The organism is Mesorhizobium sp. CA4, assembly GCF_020165075.1.
Taxonomy (GTDB): domain Bacteria; phylum Pseudomonadota; class Alphaproteobacteria; order Rhizobiales; family Rhizobiaceae; genus Mesorhizobium.
The window spans coordinates 14,945-31,397 of record NZ_JAIUHK010000018.1; the positions used below are offsets into that span (position 1 = coordinate 14,945).

A 16,453-nucleotide genomic window follows, 5' to 3' on the forward strand; every position below is an offset into this window, starting at 1 on the left:
ATCGGCCAACAAAAGTTGATCCCCGGTTTTGTCCCCAGCACCGCGACAAAGCCTACAGCGGGTCGAATTGTGGACAAGCGGCCATCTGATACAGTCGCTTCCTTACCCGAGGCCTGTCCATCCAGCCTTGTCCACAATTGCCCACAGCCTGGACCCATCCCCTGTGAACAAACCTCAGAGCTTCTTCCACCTGCACCTGATCTCCGACGCCACCGGCGAGACGCTGCTGGCGGCCGGCCGCGCGGCGTCCGCGCAATACAAGGACGCGCGCGCCATCGAGCATATCTATCCGCTGATCCGTACCGAGAAGCAGGTCGCCAAGGTCTTTGATGACATCGAGGAGGAGCCCGGCATCATCCTCTACACAGTCGTCGACCAGAAGCTTGCCCGGTCGATCGACGAGCGCTGCGCGGCGATGGGCCTGCCTTGCGTCTCGGTGCTTGAACCGGTGCTCACCGTCTTCCAGTCCTATCTCGGCACGCCGGCCGGCCGCCGCGTCGGCGCCCAGCATGTGCTCGATGCCGAATATTTCCGCCGCATTGATGCCTTGAATTTCACCATGGAGCATGATGACGGCCAGCTCCCGGCCAATATGGACGATGCCGATGTCGTGCTGATCGGCATCTCGCGCACCTCGAAGACGCCGACCAGCATCTATCTCGCCAATCGCGGCATCAAGACCGCCAACATCCCGATCGTGCTCGGCGTGCCGCTGCCCGAAAGCCTGATCGTCGCCAAGACGCCTTTGGTCGTCGGCCTGGTCGCCACGGCCGAGCGTATCTCGCATGTGAGGCAGAACCGCATTCTCGGCAACAGCGCCGCCTTCGTGCCAACGGATTATGTCGACCGCGCCGCGATCAACGAGGAGCTCGCCTATGCCCGCCAGCTCTGCACGAGGCATGGCTGGCCGATGATCGATGTCAGCCGCCGCTCCATAGAGGAAACGGCGGCCGCGATTGTTGCCCTGCGGGGCAAGACGCGCTAGGGCAAGCGACATAGGTGAGCACTCCGTCCAACACCCCTCATCCGACCGAGCTTCGCTCGGCCACCTTCTCCCACAAGGGGAGAAGGAAGAACGCGGCACCGGCATCCCGCAATTACCACTAGATAGCGGTTTTGCAGCGGCGATGGCCCAGGACTTTCCTTCTCCCCTTGTGGGAGAAGGTGGATCGGCGCGACAGCGCCGAGACGGATGAGGGGTGTCGGACGGGTCGCAATCGTTGGATGAACCATCATGGCCGAGAAAATCATCCTCGCTTCGGGCAGCCCGTACCGCAAGGCGATGCTCGTCAATGCCGGCCTCGACATCGAGGCGGTGCCGGCAAATGTCGACGAGCGCGCGCTTGAGGCTCCGCTGAAGGACAGCGGCGTTTCGCCGGAGGATGTCGCGTCGATCCTGGCCGAGGCCAAGGCGACCGAAGTTAGCGAGCGCAAGCCAGCTTCCCTCGTCCTCGGCTGCGATCAGACCCTGTCGCTGGGCGACGAGATTTTTCATAAGCCCGCCGACATGGAAGGCGCTCGCCGCCACCTGCTCGCGCTCTCGGGCAAGACGCATCAATTGAACAGCGCTGCCGTGCTTTGCCGCGACGGCGAGGTGCTGTGGCGTCACGTCGGCGTCGCCAGCCTGACCATGCGCAAGCTCGATCCTGCCTTCATCGGCCGGCACCTGGCCCGCGTCGGCGCCAAGGCGCTGTCCAGCGTCGGCGCCTATCAGATCGAAGGCGAAGGCATCCAGCTGTTCGAGAAGATCGAGGGCGACTATTTCACCATCGTCGGCCTGCCGCTTTTGCCGTTGCTGAAGGAATTGCGCGGATTGGGAGCGATCGATGGCTGAGGCAAAAGCTTTTGTCACCGGACATCCGATCGCCCATTCGCGCTCGCCGAAGATCCATGGTTATTGGCTGGCGCAATATGGCATCGACGGCAGCTATGAAGCGATCGACGTCGCGCCGGCGGATTTCGCCGCCTTCCTGAAATCCCTCGGCGAGAACGGCTACCGTGGCGGCAATGTCACCATTCCGCACAAGGAAGCCGCTTTCGCCGGAGTGGCCCGCCGAGACCATGCCGCCGACGCGATCGGCGCCGCCAACACGCTGTGGTTCGAAGATGGCCTTCTCTGGGGCGGCAACACGGATGGCTACGGTTTCGCCGCCAACCTCGACGACCATGCGCCGGGCTGGGCTGCCAATGGGCCGGCCGTGGTTCTGGGCGCCGGCGGCGCCTCCCGCGCGGTCATCCACGCGCTGAAACAGCGCGGCATCAAGGATATCCGCATCGTCAATCGGACGCTCGCGAGAGCCGAGGAACTCAGCCGCCACTTCGGCGCCGGCGTTTCGGCGCACGGCGCGGGCGCGGTCCGCGAGCTGCTTGCCGATGCCGGCCTGCTCATCAACACCACGGCGCTTGGCATGCATGGCAACGAAGCCCTCGCCGCCGAGCCGAGCGCGTTGCCCGGCCACACCATCGTCACCGACATTGTCTATGTGCCGCTCGAAACGCCTTTGCTTGCCGCGGCCAGGGCGCGTGGCCTGAAGACCGTCGATGGGCTCGGCATGCTGCTGCATCAGGCCGTGCCCGGCTTCGAACGCTGGTTCGGCCGGAAGCCGGACGTCACGCCCGAATTGCGGCGCATGATCGTTGCCGACATCGAGGGCCATTGATGATCGTGCTCGGCCTCACCGGATCGATCGGCATGGGCAAGTCCGCCACGGCGAAAATGTTCGCCGAGGCCGGCGTGCCTGTGCATGATTCGGATGAGACGGTGCATCGCCTTTATTCCGGCAAGGCAGCGCCTTTGGTCGAAGCGGCTTTCCCGGGCACGACGCAGGCAGGCGCGGTCGATCGCGCGAAGCTCGCCGTAAAAGTGCTCGCCGATCCGGCTGCGCTGAAGCAGCTCGAGGCGATCATTCACCCGCTGGTGCGCGCCGACGCCGATGCGTTTCTGGCGAGACATCGCGCCGCCGGCGCGCCGCTCGCCGTGCTCGACATCCCGTTGCTGTTCGAAACCGGCGGCCGCAACCGCGTCGACAAGGTCGTGGTCGTCACCGCGTCGCCCGAAATCCAGCGCGAGCGCGTGCTCGCCAGGCCCGGCATGGACGAGGAGAAGTTTTCGTCCATCCTCGCCAAGCAGGTGCCCGACGCCGAAAAGCGCCGCCATGCCGATTTCATCATCGACACCGGCCATGGCTTCGATGCGGCGCGAAAGGCGGTCGAGGCGATCATCGCCGAACTCTCAGGGGAAAAGTCCGGCAAAGCCGGCTTCTGACATTACAGCGCCGCGCGTCCGTTCGGACGCGCAAGGACGCTGTAACGCTTGATTTCGCGCATGATCCTTTTCCGAAAATCGATTCCGATTTTCGGAGGTCATGCGTCAGGCCGTCACCAGCCCCCATTGCCATTTTGTTCTGGTATATGATTCTGCTCGCTTGGGAAGCGAACTGATTCGAATGCGTGAGATCATCTTCGATACGGAAACCACCGGGCTCGATTTGCGCGAAGACCGCATTATCGAGCTCGGCGGCGTCGAGCTGGTCAACCGTTTTCCGACCGGCCGCACCTTCCACAAATTCATCAATCCGCAAGGCCGCGCCATCCACGCCGAGGCCCAGGCCGTGCATGGGATCAGCGCCGCCGACCTGGTCGGCAAGCCGACCTTCGCCGAGATCGTCGATGAGTGGCTGGCCTTCACCGACGGCGCCAAGCTGATCGCGCACAACGCCACCTTCGACCTCGGCTTCCTCAATCTTGAATACAGCCGGCTCGACCATCCGGCCATCGATCCCGGCCGCATCGTCGACACGCTCGCTTTGGCCCGCCGCAAGCATCCGATGGGCCCGAACTCGCTCGATGCGCTCTGCCGGCGCTACGGCATCGACAACACCCGCCGCACCAAGCACGGCGCGCTGCTCGACTCCGAATTGCTGGCCGAGGTCTATATCGAGCTCATCGGCGGCAAGCAGGCGGCACTGGTTCTGGAATCCGTGGCCGTGCAGATGAACGGCGCCGGCGAGGTGGCCGATATCGACATCTCCATCGGCGCCCGGCCCATCGCCCTGCCGCCGCGGCTGAGCGAAGCGGACCGCGCGGCGCATGCCGGGCTGGTTTCGACGCTCGGTGAAAAGGCGCTCTGGCTCAAGGTGGCGGTGGGTTGAGCGGGCGCTGTTGGCGCTGACGTTGGAGATTGGCCAAAACCTCCGTGACGTCGTCATACTCGGGCTTGACCCGAGTATCCATGCCGTGACCTCTGCCGTAGGGCGTAACGGTGCAGAATTCTGTAACCGCAGCAACGCCTTGGCGTAACGGCATGGATTCCAGGGTCTGCGCGCGTCGCTCCGCTCCTTGCTCCGCCCTGGAATGACGACCGCGCGGAGGTTTTCGCCAATCTCCGACGTCTAAACAAAACAGCCCGGCGCGAAGCCGGGCTCTCGAAGTGGTATGGCGTCGCTCGCCTCAGCTCACCTGGACCTTGCTCGCCGCAGCCTGATCCTCGGCAATCCTCTGCTGGAACATCTGCGCGAAGTCGATCGGGTCGAGCATCAGCGGCGGGAAGCCGCCATTGCGGGTGGCGTCGGCGATGATCTGGCGGGCGAACGGGAACAGCAGCCGCGGACATTCGATGAAGAGCAGCGGCAGCATGTGCTCCTGCGGAAAGCCCGAAATCGCGAAGACGCCGCCATAGACCAGCTCGACATTGAACAGCACTTCCTGGTCGAAGGACGCCTTGGCGTTCAGCGTCAGATTGACGTCGAACTGCTTGTCCGAAAGCGGGTTGGCGTTGACGTTGACATTGATGGCGATGCCCGGTGCCTTGTCGCGGCCGCGCAGCGAGTTGGGCGCGCCGGGGCTCTCGAAGGACAGATCCTTCACATATTGCGCAAGCACATTGAGCGAGGGCTGATTCTGGGTGCCGTTGCCGTTGGCGGCGCCGGTCGCCGCGTCATCGTTGCTGGCCATGAGCCTTAGTCCTTTTGCCTGGGCAGCATTGCTGACCGGATTGAAATCGCGGGTTCGCTACCATGCTCGGCCGGACAAAACAAGTTTTGCCGCCCCTATCGGCGACAGGTCCGAGACTAATCGTTCTTCAGTCGCCGCCAGGGTGAATTGTGGTCCGGCCGGTTCGGATAATCGTCGCGCGAATAGTCGCTGTCGTCGAGGTCGATGACGTTGTCGCGCCGGCGGGCCGAAAAGCCGAGGCCGAAGCTGGTCGCCATGACGATGCGGTTCTTGAGCAGGCGCCAGGCGAAGTCGCGCACCGGCGGCAACAAGAGAAGAATGGCGAAGATGTCGGTGATGAAGCCCGGGATGATCAAAAGGATCGCCGCCAGCACGATCATCGCCCCATGCGCGAGCTGGCGGCTGGGATCGCGCCCGGCATCCATTTCCGTCCGCACCCGCGCCATGACGCCGAAACCCTGATGCCGAAGCAGCAGGCTGCCGGCGACGCTGGACAGGATGACCAGTCCGACCGTGGCCAAAGCGCCGATTTCGCGTCCGACGACGACGAAGCCGCCGATCTCCAGCAGCGGCAGCAACAGCAGGAACAACGGGATGAAGGAAATGCGCAAAGTCTCGACCAATCGCTTTCTTCTTTTGCGGCGCTCGCGGACAATCGCCGCTGGCCTTGGCGCCTTTAGATAGGTATGGCTGCCTTTGATTTGAATGATAGCGCCTGCCGTTCTATATGCTTTGGGTGTTGAACGCTATGCGACCGCGATCCCCGAGGGGTTTACGCCGGTGCGGCAAGGACAGGGATCGAGTTGGCGGAAATTATGGGTTTCTTCGACTTCGGCACGATTTTCTTTTTGATTGCGGCGGTTGTGATCTTTTTCCAGCTGCGCAACGTGCTTGGACGTCGCACCGGAAACGAGCGCCCGCCCTTCGATCCCTATTCGGCGAGCCGCACGCGCGAGGCCGATGCGGCGCAGAAGCCTGAAAATGTCGTGTCGCTGCCGCGCAAGCGCATGCCGGGCGAACCCGCGGCCGAGACCTATGCCGCGATCGACGCCTTCGCCAAGCCGGATACCGACCTCAACAAGGGCCTGCGCACGATCAAGGACAACGATCCATCCTTCGATCCCAAGACCTTCGTCGACGGCGCCAAGATGGCCTATGAGATGATCGTCATGGCCTATGCCGACGGCGACCGTAAGACACTGAAGAATCTCCTGTCGCGCGAAGTCTATGACGGCTTCGTCGCTGCCATCGGCGAACGCGAGGCGAAGTCGGAAAAAATCCAATCCTCCTTCGTCGGCATCGACAAGGCCGACATCGTCGCCGCCGAAATGAAGGGTTCGGAAGCGCATATCACGCTGCGCGTCGTCTCCGAGCTGATCTCGGCGACCCGCGACCAGGCCGGCGCCGTCATCGATGGCGACCCGGAAACGGTGGCCGAGGTCAAGGATGTCTGGACCTTCGCTCGCGACACCCGCTCGCGCGACCCGAACTGGAAGCTCGTCGCCACCGAAGAAGAAGACTAGATCCAGGCGGCGGGGCTCGGTCGTGCCGCTCTCTCCCATACTCAGCGAAACATCTTTTGACGACCTGCCCGGGTGGCGCGGGGATGATCATACTGCAGCCTTCGCTGCGTTTCGCCGCTCGGCTTTCCAGGCGCCGATAAAACCCTACCGGACCGGATCGCTTGGCGTCGATTTCAATGCGTTTGCCGATGCCTATGCCGAGGCGCGCGCCGTTTCGGCGCCGGGCAGGTCCGAGGCGCGATCCTTCTTCGAGCGGCATTTCGTACCGATGCTGGTCAAGGCTGAAAACGGCTCGGGTCTCGTCACCGGCTTCTACGAACCCGAGGTCGAGGCCTCGCCGGTCAGGACCGGGCGGTTCACCGTGCCGTTGCTGTCCCGCCCCTCCGACCTGATCGACGTCGACGACGGCAACCGGCCGGCCGGCATGGATGCCTATCTGGCCTTCGCCCGCCGGACGGATGGTGTTCCGGTCGAATATTTCGACCGCGGCGAAATCGAGCGCGGCGCGCTCGCTGGCAAAAATCTCGAAATCGCCTGGCTCGCCGAGAAGGTCGACGCCTTCTTCATCCATGTGCAGGGCGCTGCGCGCCTGAAGATGACCGACGGCAGGCTCGCCCGCGTCACCTATGCCGCGAAGTCCGGCCAGCGCTTCACCGGCCCGGGCAAGATCTTGAGCGACCTCGGCGAAATCCCGCTGAAAAAGGTGACGATGCAGTCGATCCGCGCCTGGTTCAAGGAGCATCCCGACCGGGTCGACGAGATCCTCTGGCAGAACCGCTCCTATATCTTCTTCCGCGAGGCCGCGGTCGATGACGCCGCGCTTGGTCCGATCGCCGCCGCCAAGGTGCCGCTGACGCCGGGCCGCTCGGTCGCGGTCGACCGCCTGCTGCACACATTCGGCACGCCCTTCTATATCGATGCGCCGACCCTCACCGCCTTCGATCAAAAACCGTTCCGGAGGCTGATGATCGCGCAGGACACCGGCTCGGCCATAACCGGACCCGCGCGCGGCGATCTCTTCGCCGGCTCGGGCGACGCGGCAGGCGAAATCGCCGGCGTGGTCCGCAACGCAGCCGACTTCTATGCGCTGGTGCCGCGTGCGCTTCTGGATGGAGCGATCCGATGAGCCGCCGTGACGACCATCTCAGCGACGACGACCGCATCCTGTGGAACCTGGTCGCCCGCTCGGCCCGGCCGCTGAAGGGCAAGACCGCCATCGAGATCCCCGACATCGTCGAGCCCAAGCCCGAGCCGCCGCGGCCTGCCGCCAATGGCGTCGCGGCCGTGGCCGCCAAGCCGAAGACCCCGCATGTGGCGCACTCGCTCGACGACCAGACGCTGCACAAGTTGAAGAAAGGCCGGCTGCCGATCGAAGGCCGCGTCGACCTGCACGGCATGACGCAGGACGAGGCCTATTCGCTGCTGCTGACCTTCCTCAACCGCGCACATGCCGGCGGCGTCCGCTACGTGCTGATCATCACCGGCAAGGGATCGTCCTCGGGCGGCGACGGCATCCTGCGCCGCGCCGTGCCGGCCTGGCTGTCGACGCCCGCCTTCCGCCACCTCGTTTCCAGCCACGACCATGCCGCCCGCAACCATGGCGGCTCGGGCGCTCTCTATGTTCGGCTGCGGCGGACGCGTCCATGAGGCGACCGGTGTGACCCCGTTCGGCGAGAAGCTCAGGGCGCTGCGCGCCGAGCGCGGCGTCAGCCAGAAGGCGATGGCCGAAGCCATCGGCGTCAGCGCCGCCTATCTGTCGGCGCTCGAGCACGGCCGCCGCGGCGCGCCGACCTGGACCCTGATCCAGAAGATCATCGGTTATTTCAATATCATCTGGGACGATGCCGAGGACCTAGCCCGGCTCGCGGAAAGCTCGCATCCCAGGGTCAGGATCGACACGTCCGGCCTGTCGCCGGCGGCGACCGAGCTGGCCAATCTGCTCGCCGAGAGCATCGAGAGGCTCGATGAGGCGGAACTGCGCCGCCTCAGCGCATCGATCCGCACGGCTCTTGGCCGGCGTCCATAATTCCAGGTGTCTGGCACCCGCGGATCGCATTGTCCGCTGGCGCTTGGTTCGGCTCTGTCTGAAGTCTTGAGATCAGGGTTTGCCGGCGCTGCCGCCATTGGTGCTGCCCCGGCCGCCATTGCCTTGATGGCCCTGATGATCGCGGCCACCATTGCCGCCGCCAAGGCAGTTCGCGGAGCTGACGCTGCAGCAGCGGCCGCTCCACAGGTCGTTGAGATTGGTCTTGGCGCAGCTTTTGGTGGTCTCGTCCGCCAGGGCCGATCCGCTCAGGGCCGACGCGGCGATGGCCGCAAGCAAAGTGTTTCGCAGGCAAGCAGTCATTGAAATTCTCCATGGTTGGGTTTGTCGTCCACGGCTATGTGTCGCCGGCCGAACGGAAACGGTTCATGGAGTCGAGAAAAATTTCGAAGTGCGTGAGCCTGAGGCTTTCGCCTACTGCACGGAACCGACAAGCACCTGCTGGCCGTCGCGGATCGAGACCCAGCGTCCGGTGTTGTCGATCGTCTGGCGCTTGAGGAAGCGATAGCCGGTCGCGTCCCAGGCTTTGATCTTGTCGGTCAAATTGTCGAGAACGTAGTCGCCCTTGTCGGTGCGCACCGTCAGCACCGAATGGCCTTCGCCATCGGGCTTGCGCACGACGGTGATCAAAAGGTCCGCCAGCGACATGCCCATTCGGTAGAGCTGGCGGCGCTTTTCCAGCACATAGTCCTCGCAATCGCCATAGCCGTCGTCCGGATAGGCCCAGACTTCGTCCTTGCCATAGTGATCGAGGTCGCTCATCGGCTTGACGGCGGCGTTGACCTTGGCCGTCACGCTGATCAGCCGGCGCCACAGGCTGTCCGTCATCCTGGCCGGATCGAGATCGACCGGGCGGATGTTGCATTCGCTCGGATGCGACTTGCAGAAATCATAATGGCCGATCGGCTGCGACGTTAGGCCGCCCGTGGACATTGCGCCCGCCGCCCATGCCGGCACCGCCCAATGCGCAGAGATCGCCAGTCCTGCGGCTGCACATAAGCGCAGTATCCGCGTCATCGCTGAGGAAGTCATTGCCCCCGCCCTGTTCTTTATTAACGAAACGTTAAGGGCGATTTACAGTCCGTGTCAATTAGAGACGACGGCCAGTTTGACGGCATGGTTACTTGCACGATCCCGTAGCGGCACTTTCGCAACAGAGGCATGGGCGCAACACTGCCAGCCGCCGGGCGGCAGCGGAACGAAGGAGTTGCGCCGTTCAGCTTTTTGCGGAACGGACCAGCTTCGGCTTTGTCGCCACCCGGTTCTGGCGGCCATAGCTGGAAATGAAGTCGACGATGCGCGGCACGATCTCCGAGCGGAAGCGCGAGCCGTTGAAAACGCCGTAATGGCCGACCGCCGGCTGCATGTAATGCGCTTTTTTGTCTGCCTGGACGTTGACGCAAAGGTCATGCGCGGCCTGGGTCTGACCGAGCCCGGAAATGTCGTCGTTCTCGCCCTCGATGGTCAAAAGCGCGACGTTGCGGATCGCCTTCGGATCGACCGGCTCGCCGCGATGCGTCATCTCGCCCTTCGGCAAAGCGTGGCGCACGAACACAGTGTCGACCGTCTGCAGGTAGAATTCCGCCGTCAGGTCCATCACCGCCAGATATTCGTCGTAGAAGTCGCGGTGCTTCTCGGCGCTGTCGCCATCATGCTTCACAAGGTGCATGAAGAAATCCTTGTGGGCGATGATGTGGCGATCGAGGTTCATGCTCATGAAGCCCGAAAGCTGCAGGAAACCCGGATAGACCTCGCGGCCGAAACCCGGCCCCGGCCACGGCGCCTGCATGATGACATTGTCGCGGAACCAGTCGCTGCCCTTTTCCTCGGCCAGAAGATTGACCGCGGTCGGATTGCGGCGGGTGTCGACCGGACCGCCCATCAGCGTCATGGTCGAGGGCACAAAGGGGTCGCCGCGCTTCTCCATTACCGCCACCGCCGCCAGCACCGGAACGGAAGGCTGGCACACGGCCATCACATGCGTGTCGGGGCCGAGCGCGTGGAACATGTCGATGACATAGTCGATATAGTCGTCGAGATCGAAGCTGCCTTGCGAGACCGGCACCATGCGGGCATCGACCCAGTCGGTGATGTGCACGTCGGCATGGGGCAGCATCGCCTCGACCGTGCCGCGCAGCAGCGTCGCGTAATGGCCCGACATCGGCGCCACGATCAAAAGCTTCGGGTCGGGCTTGCGGCCGGCGGGCAGCGCGCGCTCGAAACGGATGAGGTTGCAGAAGGGCTTCGACCAAACCGTCTTTTCCGTGACGGCGACGTTTTTCCAGTCGACCACGGTCTTGTCGAGGCCGAATTGCGGCTTGCCGTAGCGCCGGGTGGTGCGCTCGAAGAGCTCGGCGGTCGCAGCCACCGAGCGGCCGAAGGGTGTGTGGGAAATCGGATTGAGCGGGTTGGAGTAGAAGAGCCGCACCGCGTCGGCATAGAGACGGGCCGGCTGCAGCGCCGCATGGTTCAGTTCGTAGAGCTGGTAGAACATCGCGAACCTCGCTGCCGTCCGACGACCAAAAGGACGACGAACAGCGCCGAGCCTTGAATGTCTCCCGGCGAGGTTAGCAAGATATTGTTGCGATGCAATACGTCATTTTGTCTGACGAATGCTTCTTTGGTTTAACCTGTTGAGAATCAGCCTCGAACGGTGGAGCCGGCTCAGTGTGCAGTGCCGAAGTGTGAAGGATATGTGTCCGGCCCCTCATGCCGGACACCGGCCACGATCCGGGACCCGCAGGCTCGCCTTGGATCGTGGTGCGACAGCAAGAGCGTGGTGCCGAAAAAGCGCGAGGCGGCTCGGTCGAGCCCAGGCTCCGTTTTCGATTCAGAGCCGGATCAGACGCGCGCCATACAGACTGCGGTGTGGCCCGAACCGATGAAGCCGAGCTCGCTGGCGGCGCCGCGGGACAGATCGAGCATGCGTCCCCTCACGAACGGACCGCGATCGTTGATGCGCACGACCACGCTGCGGCCGTTGTTCTTGTTGGTGACCCTGAGCTTGGTGCCGAAGGGCAGGGAGCGGTGGGCGGCGGTCAGTGCCGAGGGGTTCATGCGTTCCCCTGAGGCGGTTCTGGAATGCAGCGCATACCAGGAAGCGCGACCGCACTGCGCGGCGGCGGAGGAGGCGGACGAGGCGCCAGCCATCAGGCCAGCCGCGATCGTTACCGCGACAAGCGCGGTCCGGTTGGTTTTCTTCATGCTTTGGGGGAGGCTCCGTTGATCGAATAGCCCCGCCTAGATGCCGAATGAGGCGGGAAATGCGGCAGCGTTCTGGCGGTTCCATGGCGGCGGCACACGTTTGGAGTCGCCGCGAAACAGTTTGTCATGATATTTCTGAAGCCGGAGGGCCGTATTCTTAAGGAATATCGGACCGGCATCCGGGAATGTTCCGGGCAAGATCGGTCTGCAGAATTTGCACTACAGAGGAACCGAACTGTTTCGATTCCTCAGCGTCTTTGTTGCGTCCCCGTTGCTGTTCAGGATCGACTTTAGAAGAGGGTCCAGCCGATGCGATTGATCAGATTTGTGCTGGCGCTGATTGTGCTGTCTGTGGGTGTGCTGTGGTCGCTGCAAGGCCTCGGTCTGATCAAGGGCAGCTTCATGACCGGGCAGGCGCAATGGCTCTATATCGGCCTCGTCACCATGCTGGTCGGCTTGGTCGGGCTGCGCTGGGCGAACCGCTCGCGCATCTGATCTTGCGCATGTGATTTTTGAATTGCCGGCCGACGCCGGCGCCGCGCTCAAACCCGGCCGAAAAGCTGGTCCAGGATGGCGCCTTCGATCCGGGCAAGCTCCGCCGAACCGTGCCGCCGCGGCCGGGCCACCGCCACGTCGAGGTCGAAAGCGATCTTGCCGGCGCTGATCACCACGACGCGGTCGGCCAAAGCGACGGCTTCGCCGACATCATGCGTCACCAGCACGGCGGTGAACTTCTGGTCGAGCCATATGCGCTCCAGAAGCTGCTGCATCTCGATGCGGGTCAGCGCGTCCAGCGCGCCGAGCGGCTCGTCCAGCGCCAGGATCTGCGGCTGGCCGACCAGCGCGCGGGCAAGCGCCACGCGCTGTTTTTGACCGCCCGACAGCACCGACGGCCACTCGCCGGCGCGATCGGCGAGCCCGACCTCGTCCAGCATGGCAAGCGCCCGCTGCCTGGCCTCGGTGCCGCCGGCGATGCCGGTCAGTCCGATCTCGACATTTTTCACCACGCTGGTCCAGGGCAGCAAGCGCGGTTCCTGGAACATGAAGCGCGTGCGGCTGTGACCTTCCTCGTCCGAGAGGGTCACTGAACCGCTGCTCGGGCGGTCGAGCCCGGCCAGCAGCCGAAGCAGCGTGCTCTTGCCGCAGCCGCTTTTGCCGATGACGGCCAGGAATTGTCCGGCCCGCACGTCGAGGCTGATGCCGTCGAGGACGATCTTGTCACCGAAACGTTTCCCCACCTCCTTGAAGGCGAAGGCCCGGCGGCCCCCGACCGAGCCGATCGCCCGCGCATGCGCGGGCGCCGCGATGAGGGAACGTGCAGTCAGGGTGGCGGCCGGCATCTTTGTTCTCACCCTTTCTGGAAGGCGGGATGCCAGCCGAGCGACAGGCGCTCCAGCAGGCGGGCCAGGCTGTCGGCGAGCTTGCCGAGCAGCGCATAGATCAGGATCGACAGCACCACGACATCGATCAGCAGGAACTCGCGCGCCTGCATGGCCATGTAGCCGAGGCCGGAACTGGCCGAGATCGTCTCGGCGACGATCAGCGTCAGCCACATGATGCCCAGCGCATAGCGCAGGCCGACGAAGATCGAGGGCAGCGCGCCGGGCAGGATCACGCGCAAGAACAAGGCGCGCCGGTCGAGCCCGTAGACCCGGCCCATCTCGACCAGCTGCGGATCGACGCTCTGGATGCCGAGCAGCGTGTTGACATAGATCGGGAAGAACACGCCGAGCGCCACCAGGAAGAGCTTGGCCTCCTCGTCGATGCCGAACCACAGGATGACGAGCGGGATCAGCGCCAGATGCGGGACGTTGCGGATCATCTGCAGCGTGGTGTCGGTGAGGCCGCGGCTCAGCGTCGACAATCCGTTGGCGAGGCCGAGCGCGAAGCCGATCGAGCCGCCGATGGCGAAGCCCGACAGCGCGCGCAAAGTGGAGACGCCGATGTTGCGGATCAGTTCGCCCGACAGCGTCAGCCGCCAGAAGGCCTCGGCCACCGCGCTCGGCGCCGGCAGCACATTGGCCGGGATCAAGCCGGCGCGCGCGGCGGCTTCCCAGCCGGCGATGATTGCCGCCGGCAGCAGCCAGCCGGCCGCGCCGTTGTGGGCAAGACGCGCGGCAAGCCTCACGACGCCGCCTGCAGTCGGCCGGCGCCGTGGAAGCCGACGGTGAATTCGTTGGCGATGTCCTTGTGCGCCCGCTGCCGCTGCGTGCCGAGGCCGAGCCGCGGGAACAGGAGTTCGGCGACGCGGTAGGCTTCCTCGAGATGCGGATAGCCGGAGCCGATGATGGTGTCGATGCCGATCGCCTGGTATTCGCCGATGCGCTCAGCGATCTGCTCCGGCGTGCCGACCAGCGCCGTGCCGGCGCCGCCGCGCACAAGTCCCACGCCGGCCCACAGATTCGGCGAGACGACGAGCCGGTCGCGCCGGCCGCCATGCAGTTCGGCCATGCGCCGCTGCCCGACCGAGTCCATCTCCTTGAGGAAACGCGCCTGCGCGTTTTCGATCTGCGCGTCGGTAACATGGCTGATCAGCCGCTCGGCGGCGCGCCAGGCCTCGTCCTCGGTCTCGCGCACGATGAAATGCAGCCTGATGCCGAAACGCAGCTTGCGGCCGCGCCGCGCCGCCTTCTCGCGCGCCGAGGCGATCTTGCCGGCGACCTGCGCCGGCAGCTCGCCCCAGGTTAGATACATGTCGACGAGGTCGGCCGCGAGCTCCTGGCCGGCGTCGGACGAGCCACCGAAATAAAGCGGCGGCCGCTCCTGCAGCGGCAAGAGATCGAGGCGGCCGTTCTCGACGCGGTAATATCTGCCGTCGAAATTCACCCGCTCGCCGGACACCAGGCCGCGCCAGATGGTGAGGAATTCCTGCGCCTGCGCATAACGCTCGTCATGCGGCAGGAACACGCCGTCGCCGGCAAGCTCGGTCGGATTGCCGCCGACCACGACATTGAGCAGCAGGCGGCCGTTGCTCAGCCGGTCGAGCGCCGCGGTCTGGCGCGCCGCGAAGGTCGGCAGCGTCACGCCGGGCCTCAGCGCGACAAGGAATTTCAGCCTTTCGGTCAGCGTCGCAAGGCCGGCGGCGGTGATCCAGGAATCCTCGCAGTTCTGCCCGGTGGGCAACAGCACGCCGGGGAAACCCAGCCTGTCGACCGCCTGCGCGATCTCCTTGAAGTAGCCGAATTCGGGCGGACGCTGCTGCTTCTCGGTGCCGAGATAGGAACCGTCGCCATGCGTGGGGATGAACCAGAAGAAATCGAGCGGGCTTGATGATGCGGTCATGGCTGATACCCGGGAGAAGACGGACGAAAACAAAGGCGGCGCCTGGCGTTCGCCGCCCGGCGCGGTGACAGGGCTCAGTTGCCCGGCGCGGTCCAGACGGCGTCGGATATGCGCACGGCTTTCGGGATCAGCCCAAGCTTGAAGAAGCGGTCGGCCGTCGCCTGCTGGCCGGCGACGATCTCGTCGGCGATCGGGTAGATGCCGAATTTGGAGCGGTTGGCGGCGATGGTCTGCGCATCGAGCGGCACGCCGGTCACCTCATGCAGCGCCTCAGCCACCTTGTCGCGGTTCTGGTCGGCCCATTTCGCCGCGTCGCCAAGCGCGGCGATCGTCGTCGAGACGAAATCCGGATGCGCCTTGGCGAAATCCTTGTTGGCGAGGAAATAGGTGTTGACCTTGAGCACGTCGCTGGAGCGGGCAAGCACGCGTGGCTGGTAGCGGGTCTCGGCGATGGCGAAGAACGGATCCCACACCGCCCAGGCGTCGATCTGGTCGCTGGCGAAAGCGGCGGCCGCGTCCGCCGGGCTGAGATAGACCGGCGTGACCTGGTCGAAGGAGATGCCCGTCTTCTCCAGCGCCGCGACCAGGAGATTATGCGCGCTGGTGCCCTTGCCGACGCCGATGCGCTTGCCCTTGAGATCGGCCAGCGACTGGGTCGGCGAGGTCGGCTTGACGAAGATCGCTTCGCCGTCGCCATTGGAGGGCAGCGCCGCCGCATAGACGATGTTGGCGCCGGCCGACTGGCCGAAGATCGGCGGCGCGTCGCCAGTCCAGCCGACATCGATGGCCCCGACATTCAAGGCTTCCACCAGCGGCGGGCCGGCGGTGAACTCGACCCATTTCACCGCCACACCCTTGTCGGCCAATGCCTTTTCGATGATCTGCTGCTGCCGGGCGATCACCGGCAGGCCGGCCTTCTGGTAGCCGATGTTGAACGCCTTGAGGTCCTGCGCCGCGGCGCCGAAGGATGTCGTCCCAAAAGATGTGGCAAGGGCCGCCGCTGCCAGCAGGCCGACGCCGAAAGCGCGTCTTCTCGTCAGATTGAACATGATCCTCTCCTTCGATGACCCGGCTGTGGGGCCGTTTGGAATGAGGTCAGGTTAGGTAAGTCTATAAAGTTAGTAGAGGAATGGTCTTGCGAGTTCGCGGCGCAAGCTGGAATCGTTTTTCCACAACCGGCTCCGCCGCCACGCGCCGGTCCGCCTGGAACAGGGAACGCCGCTGCGGCCCGTCATTGCGACCAGTACTGCCAGGCCCAGTAGAAGCTCTCGTCACGCGGCGGCAGGCGATCGCGTTCGCCGGCAAACAGCACAGGGGTCGGCGATTTCGGCTCGTCTTCCAGGCGCTTGTCTTCCAGGCGCCCGTCCTCCACGCAGTTGTCGCTCGGCGGCAGACGCAACAGCCATGTGCCGACATGCGCGAACAGCACTGCGGTGGAATGGGTCAT

21 protein-coding genes are annotated in these 16,453 nt (G+C 64.5%); 10 read left to right on the forward strand and 11 right to left on the reverse strand.

Annotated features, from left to right (window positions below):
* The first annotated feature begins 163 nt into the window (after positions 1-163).
* The 5 genes from LB528_RS16120 (at position 164) to dnaQ (ending at position 4,151) form a co-directional block, all read left to right on the forward strand.
* On the forward strand, positions 164-985 hold the full coding sequence (locus tag LB528_RS16120) for a pyruvate, water dikinase regulatory protein (protein WP_224515310.1): 822 nt from the start codon (positions 164-166) through the stop codon (positions 983-985).
* A gap of 249 nt (positions 986-1,234) precedes the next feature.
* Positions 1,235-1,834: a Maf-like protein gene (locus tag LB528_RS16125; RefSeq protein WP_224715498.1), complete on the forward strand. Its 600-nt coding sequence runs from the start codon at positions 1,235-1,237 to the stop codon at positions 1,832-1,834.
* A complete protein-coding gene (locus LB528_RS16130) occupies positions 1,827-2,660 on the forward strand; it encodes a shikimate dehydrogenase (protein WP_224715499.1) in 834 nt (277 codons plus the stop codon). Before LB528_RS16125 ends, LB528_RS16130 begins: the two co-directional genes overlap by 8 nt.
* Complete coding sequence (gene coaE / locus LB528_RS16135; RefSeq protein WP_224715500.1) at positions 2,660-3,265, forward strand: dephospho-CoA kinase; 606 nt, start codon at positions 2,660-2,662, stop codon at positions 3,263-3,265. Before LB528_RS16130 ends, coaE begins: the two co-directional genes overlap by 1 nt.
* Before the next feature lie 181 nt (positions 3,266-3,446).
* Positions 3,447-4,151 (forward strand): DNA polymerase III subunit epsilon, encoded by a 705-nt coding sequence (gene dnaQ, locus LB528_RS16140; RefSeq protein WP_224715501.1) that lies wholly within the window; start codon positions 3,447-3,449, stop codon positions 4,149-4,151.
* Between the two features lie 298 nt (positions 4,152-4,449).
* Here the strand turns inward: dnaQ and secB are convergent, their stop codons facing one another.
* Entirely contained in the window at positions 4,450-4,953 is a 504-nt protein-coding gene (gene secB / locus LB528_RS16145; protein ID WP_040986315.1) for a protein-export chaperone SecB, read from the reverse strand.
* Between the two features lie 116 nt (positions 4,954-5,069).
* Complete coding sequence (locus LB528_RS16150; RefSeq protein WP_224715574.1) at positions 5,070-5,564, reverse strand: FxsA family protein; 495 nt, start codon at positions 5,562-5,564, stop codon at positions 5,070-5,072.
* A gap of 204 nt (positions 5,565-5,768) precedes the next feature.
* Between LB528_RS16150 and LB528_RS16155 the strand changes: the two genes are divergently transcribed.
* Genes LB528_RS16155 through LB528_RS16170 form a run of 4 tightly spaced genes read left to right on the forward strand, consistent with a single transcriptional unit; the run spans position 5,769 to position 8,502 of the window.
* Positions 5,769-6,476 carry a Tim44/TimA family putative adaptor protein gene (locus LB528_RS16155; protein ID WP_224715502.1) on the forward strand — a complete coding sequence of 236 codons (708 nt, stop codon included), beginning with the start codon at positions 5,769-5,771 and terminating at the stop codon, positions 6,474-6,476.
* A gap of 22 nt (positions 6,477-6,498) precedes the next feature.
* Positions 6,499-7,602 carry a murein transglycosylase A gene (locus LB528_RS16160; protein ID WP_224715503.1) on the forward strand — a complete coding sequence of 368 codons (1,104 nt, stop codon included), beginning with the start codon at positions 6,499-6,501 and terminating at the stop codon, positions 7,600-7,602.
* A complete protein-coding gene (locus LB528_RS16165; protein WP_224715504.1) occupies positions 7,599-8,123 on the forward strand; it encodes a Smr/MutS family protein in 525 nt (174 codons plus the stop codon). Before LB528_RS16160 ends, LB528_RS16165 begins: the two co-directional genes overlap by 4 nt.
* Positions 8,124-8,133: 10 nt before the next feature.
* A complete protein-coding gene (locus LB528_RS16170; RefSeq protein ID WP_224515389.1) occupies positions 8,134-8,502 on the forward strand; it encodes a helix-turn-helix domain-containing protein in 369 nt (122 codons plus the stop codon).
* Positions 8,503-8,574: 72 nt separating this feature from the next.
* Here LB528_RS16170 and LB528_RS16175 read toward each other — a convergent pair whose 3' ends face one another.
* The 4 genes from LB528_RS16175 to LB528_RS16190 all read right to left on the reverse strand — a co-directional run bounded on the left by LB528_RS16175 (position 8,575) and on the right by LB528_RS16190 (position 11,724).
* Entirely contained in the window at positions 8,575-8,823 is a 249-nt protein-coding gene (locus LB528_RS16175) for a hypothetical protein (protein ID WP_224715505.1), read from the reverse strand.
* Between the two features lie 111 nt (positions 8,824-8,934).
* The gene (locus LB528_RS16180) at positions 8,935-9,552 is read right to left on the reverse strand and encodes a transglutaminase-like cysteine peptidase (protein ID WP_224715506.1); all 618 of its coding nucleotides are present in this window, start codon (positions 9,550-9,552) and stop codon (positions 8,935-8,937) included.
* Between the two features lie 184 nt (positions 9,553-9,736).
* Complete coding sequence (locus tag LB528_RS16185) at positions 9,737-11,014, reverse strand: polyhydroxyalkanoate depolymerase (protein WP_224715507.1); 1,278 nt, start codon at positions 11,012-11,014, stop codon at positions 9,737-9,739.
* Positions 11,015-11,361: 347 nt separating this feature from the next.
* Positions 11,362-11,724, reverse strand: coding sequence for a septal ring lytic transglycosylase RlpA family protein (locus LB528_RS16190; protein WP_224515283.1), 363 nt, complete (start codon positions 11,722-11,724; stop codon positions 11,362-11,364).
* Between the two features lie 309 nt (positions 11,725-12,033).
* On the opposite strand from LB528_RS16190, the gene LB528_RS16195 reads away from it, so the two are divergent.
* Positions 12,034-12,219, forward strand: a complete 186-nt coding sequence (locus LB528_RS16195; RefSeq protein WP_224715508.1) for a hypothetical protein — start codon at positions 12,034-12,036, stop codon at positions 12,217-12,219.
* 47 nt (positions 12,220-12,266) lie between these two features.
* Here the strand turns inward: LB528_RS16195 and LB528_RS16200 are convergent, their stop codons facing one another.
* The 5 genes from LB528_RS16200 to LB528_RS16220 form a co-directional block, all read right to left on the reverse strand.
* A complete protein-coding gene (locus tag LB528_RS16200; protein ID WP_224515279.1) occupies positions 12,267-13,064 on the reverse strand; it encodes an ABC transporter ATP-binding protein in 798 nt (265 codons plus the stop codon).
* 8 nt (positions 13,065-13,072) lie between these two features.
* Complete coding sequence (locus tag LB528_RS16205) at positions 13,073-13,852, reverse strand: ABC transporter permease subunit (protein ID WP_224515277.1); 780 nt, start codon at positions 13,850-13,852, stop codon at positions 13,073-13,075.
* Positions 13,849-15,006 carry an FMNH2-dependent alkanesulfonate monooxygenase gene (ssuD, locus tag LB528_RS16210; RefSeq protein ID WP_224715509.1) on the reverse strand — a complete coding sequence of 386 codons (1,158 nt, stop codon included), beginning with the start codon at positions 15,004-15,006 and terminating at the stop codon, positions 13,849-13,851. Before ssuD ends, LB528_RS16205 begins: the two co-directional genes overlap by 4 nt.
* Before the next feature lie 74 nt (positions 15,007-15,080).
* A complete protein-coding gene (locus LB528_RS16215) occupies positions 15,081-16,055 on the reverse strand; it encodes a sulfonate ABC transporter substrate-binding protein (RefSeq protein WP_224715510.1) in 975 nt (324 codons plus the stop codon).
* Between the two features lie 182 nt (positions 16,056-16,237).
* Entirely contained in the window at positions 16,238-16,453 is a 216-nt protein-coding gene (locus LB528_RS16220) for a hypothetical protein (protein WP_224715511.1), read from the reverse strand.

What these genes read in the sequence shown, in the direction of transcription:
- LB528_RS16125 (WP_224715498.1), top strand. Translation starts at nt 1,235, where the DNA reads ATGGCCGAGAAAATCATCCTCGCTTCGGGCAGCCCGTACCGCAAGGCG.
- LB528_RS16130 (WP_224715499.1), top strand. Translation starts at nt 1,827, where the DNA reads ATGGCTGAGGCAAAAGCTTTTGTCACCGGACATCCGATCGCCCATTCG.
- coaE (WP_224715500.1), top strand. Translation starts at nt 2,660, where the DNA reads ATGATCGTGCTCGGCCTCACCGGATCGATCGGCATGGGCAAGTCCGCC.
- dnaQ (WP_224715501.1), top strand. Translation starts at nt 3,447, where the DNA reads ATGCGTGAGATCATCTTCGATACGGAAACCACCGGGCTCGATTTGCGC.
- secB (WP_040986315.1), bottom strand. Translation starts at nt 4,953, where the DNA reads ATGGCCAGCAACGATGACGCGGCGACCGGCGCCGCCAACGGCAACGGC.
- LB528_RS16155 (WP_224715502.1), top strand. Translation starts at nt 5,769, where the DNA reads ATGGGTTTCTTCGACTTCGGCACGATTTTCTTTTTGATTGCGGCGGTT.
- LB528_RS16165 (WP_224715504.1), top strand. Translation starts at nt 7,599, where the DNA reads ATGAGCCGCCGTGACGACCATCTCAGCGACGACGACCGCATCCTGTGG.
- LB528_RS16175 (WP_224715505.1), bottom strand. Translation starts at nt 8,823, where the DNA reads ATGACTGCTTGCCTGCGAAACACTTTGCTTGCGGCCATCGCCGCGTCG.
- LB528_RS16180 (WP_224715506.1), bottom strand. Translation starts at nt 9,552, where the DNA reads ATGACTTCCTCAGCGATGACGCGGATACTGCGCTTATGTGCAGCCGCA.
- LB528_RS16185 (WP_224715507.1), bottom strand. Translation starts at nt 11,014, where the DNA reads ATGTTCTACCAGCTCTACGAACTGAACCATGCGGCGCTGCAGCCGGCC.
- LB528_RS16190 (WP_224515283.1), bottom strand. Translation starts at nt 11,724, where the DNA reads ATGAAGAAAACCAACCGGACCGCGCTTGTCGCGGTAACGATCGCGGCT.
- LB528_RS16195 (WP_224715508.1), top strand. Translation starts at nt 12,034, where the DNA reads ATGCGATTGATCAGATTTGTGCTGGCGCTGATTGTGCTGTCTGTGGGT.
- LB528_RS16200 (WP_224515279.1), bottom strand. Translation starts at nt 13,064, where the DNA reads ATGCCGGCCGCCACCCTGACTGCACGTTCCCTCATCGCGGCGCCCGCG.
- ssuD (WP_224715509.1), bottom strand. Translation starts at nt 15,006, where the DNA reads ATGACCGCATCATCAAGCCCGCTCGATTTCTTCTGGTTCATCCCCACG.
- LB528_RS16215 (WP_224715510.1), bottom strand. Translation starts at nt 16,055, where the DNA reads ATGTTCAATCTGACGAGAAGACGCGCTTTCGGCGTCGGCCTGCTGGCA.
- LB528_RS16220 (WP_224715511.1), bottom strand. Translation starts at nt 16,453, where the DNA reads ATGACCCATTCCACCGCAGTGCTGTTCGCGCATGTCGGCACATGGCTG.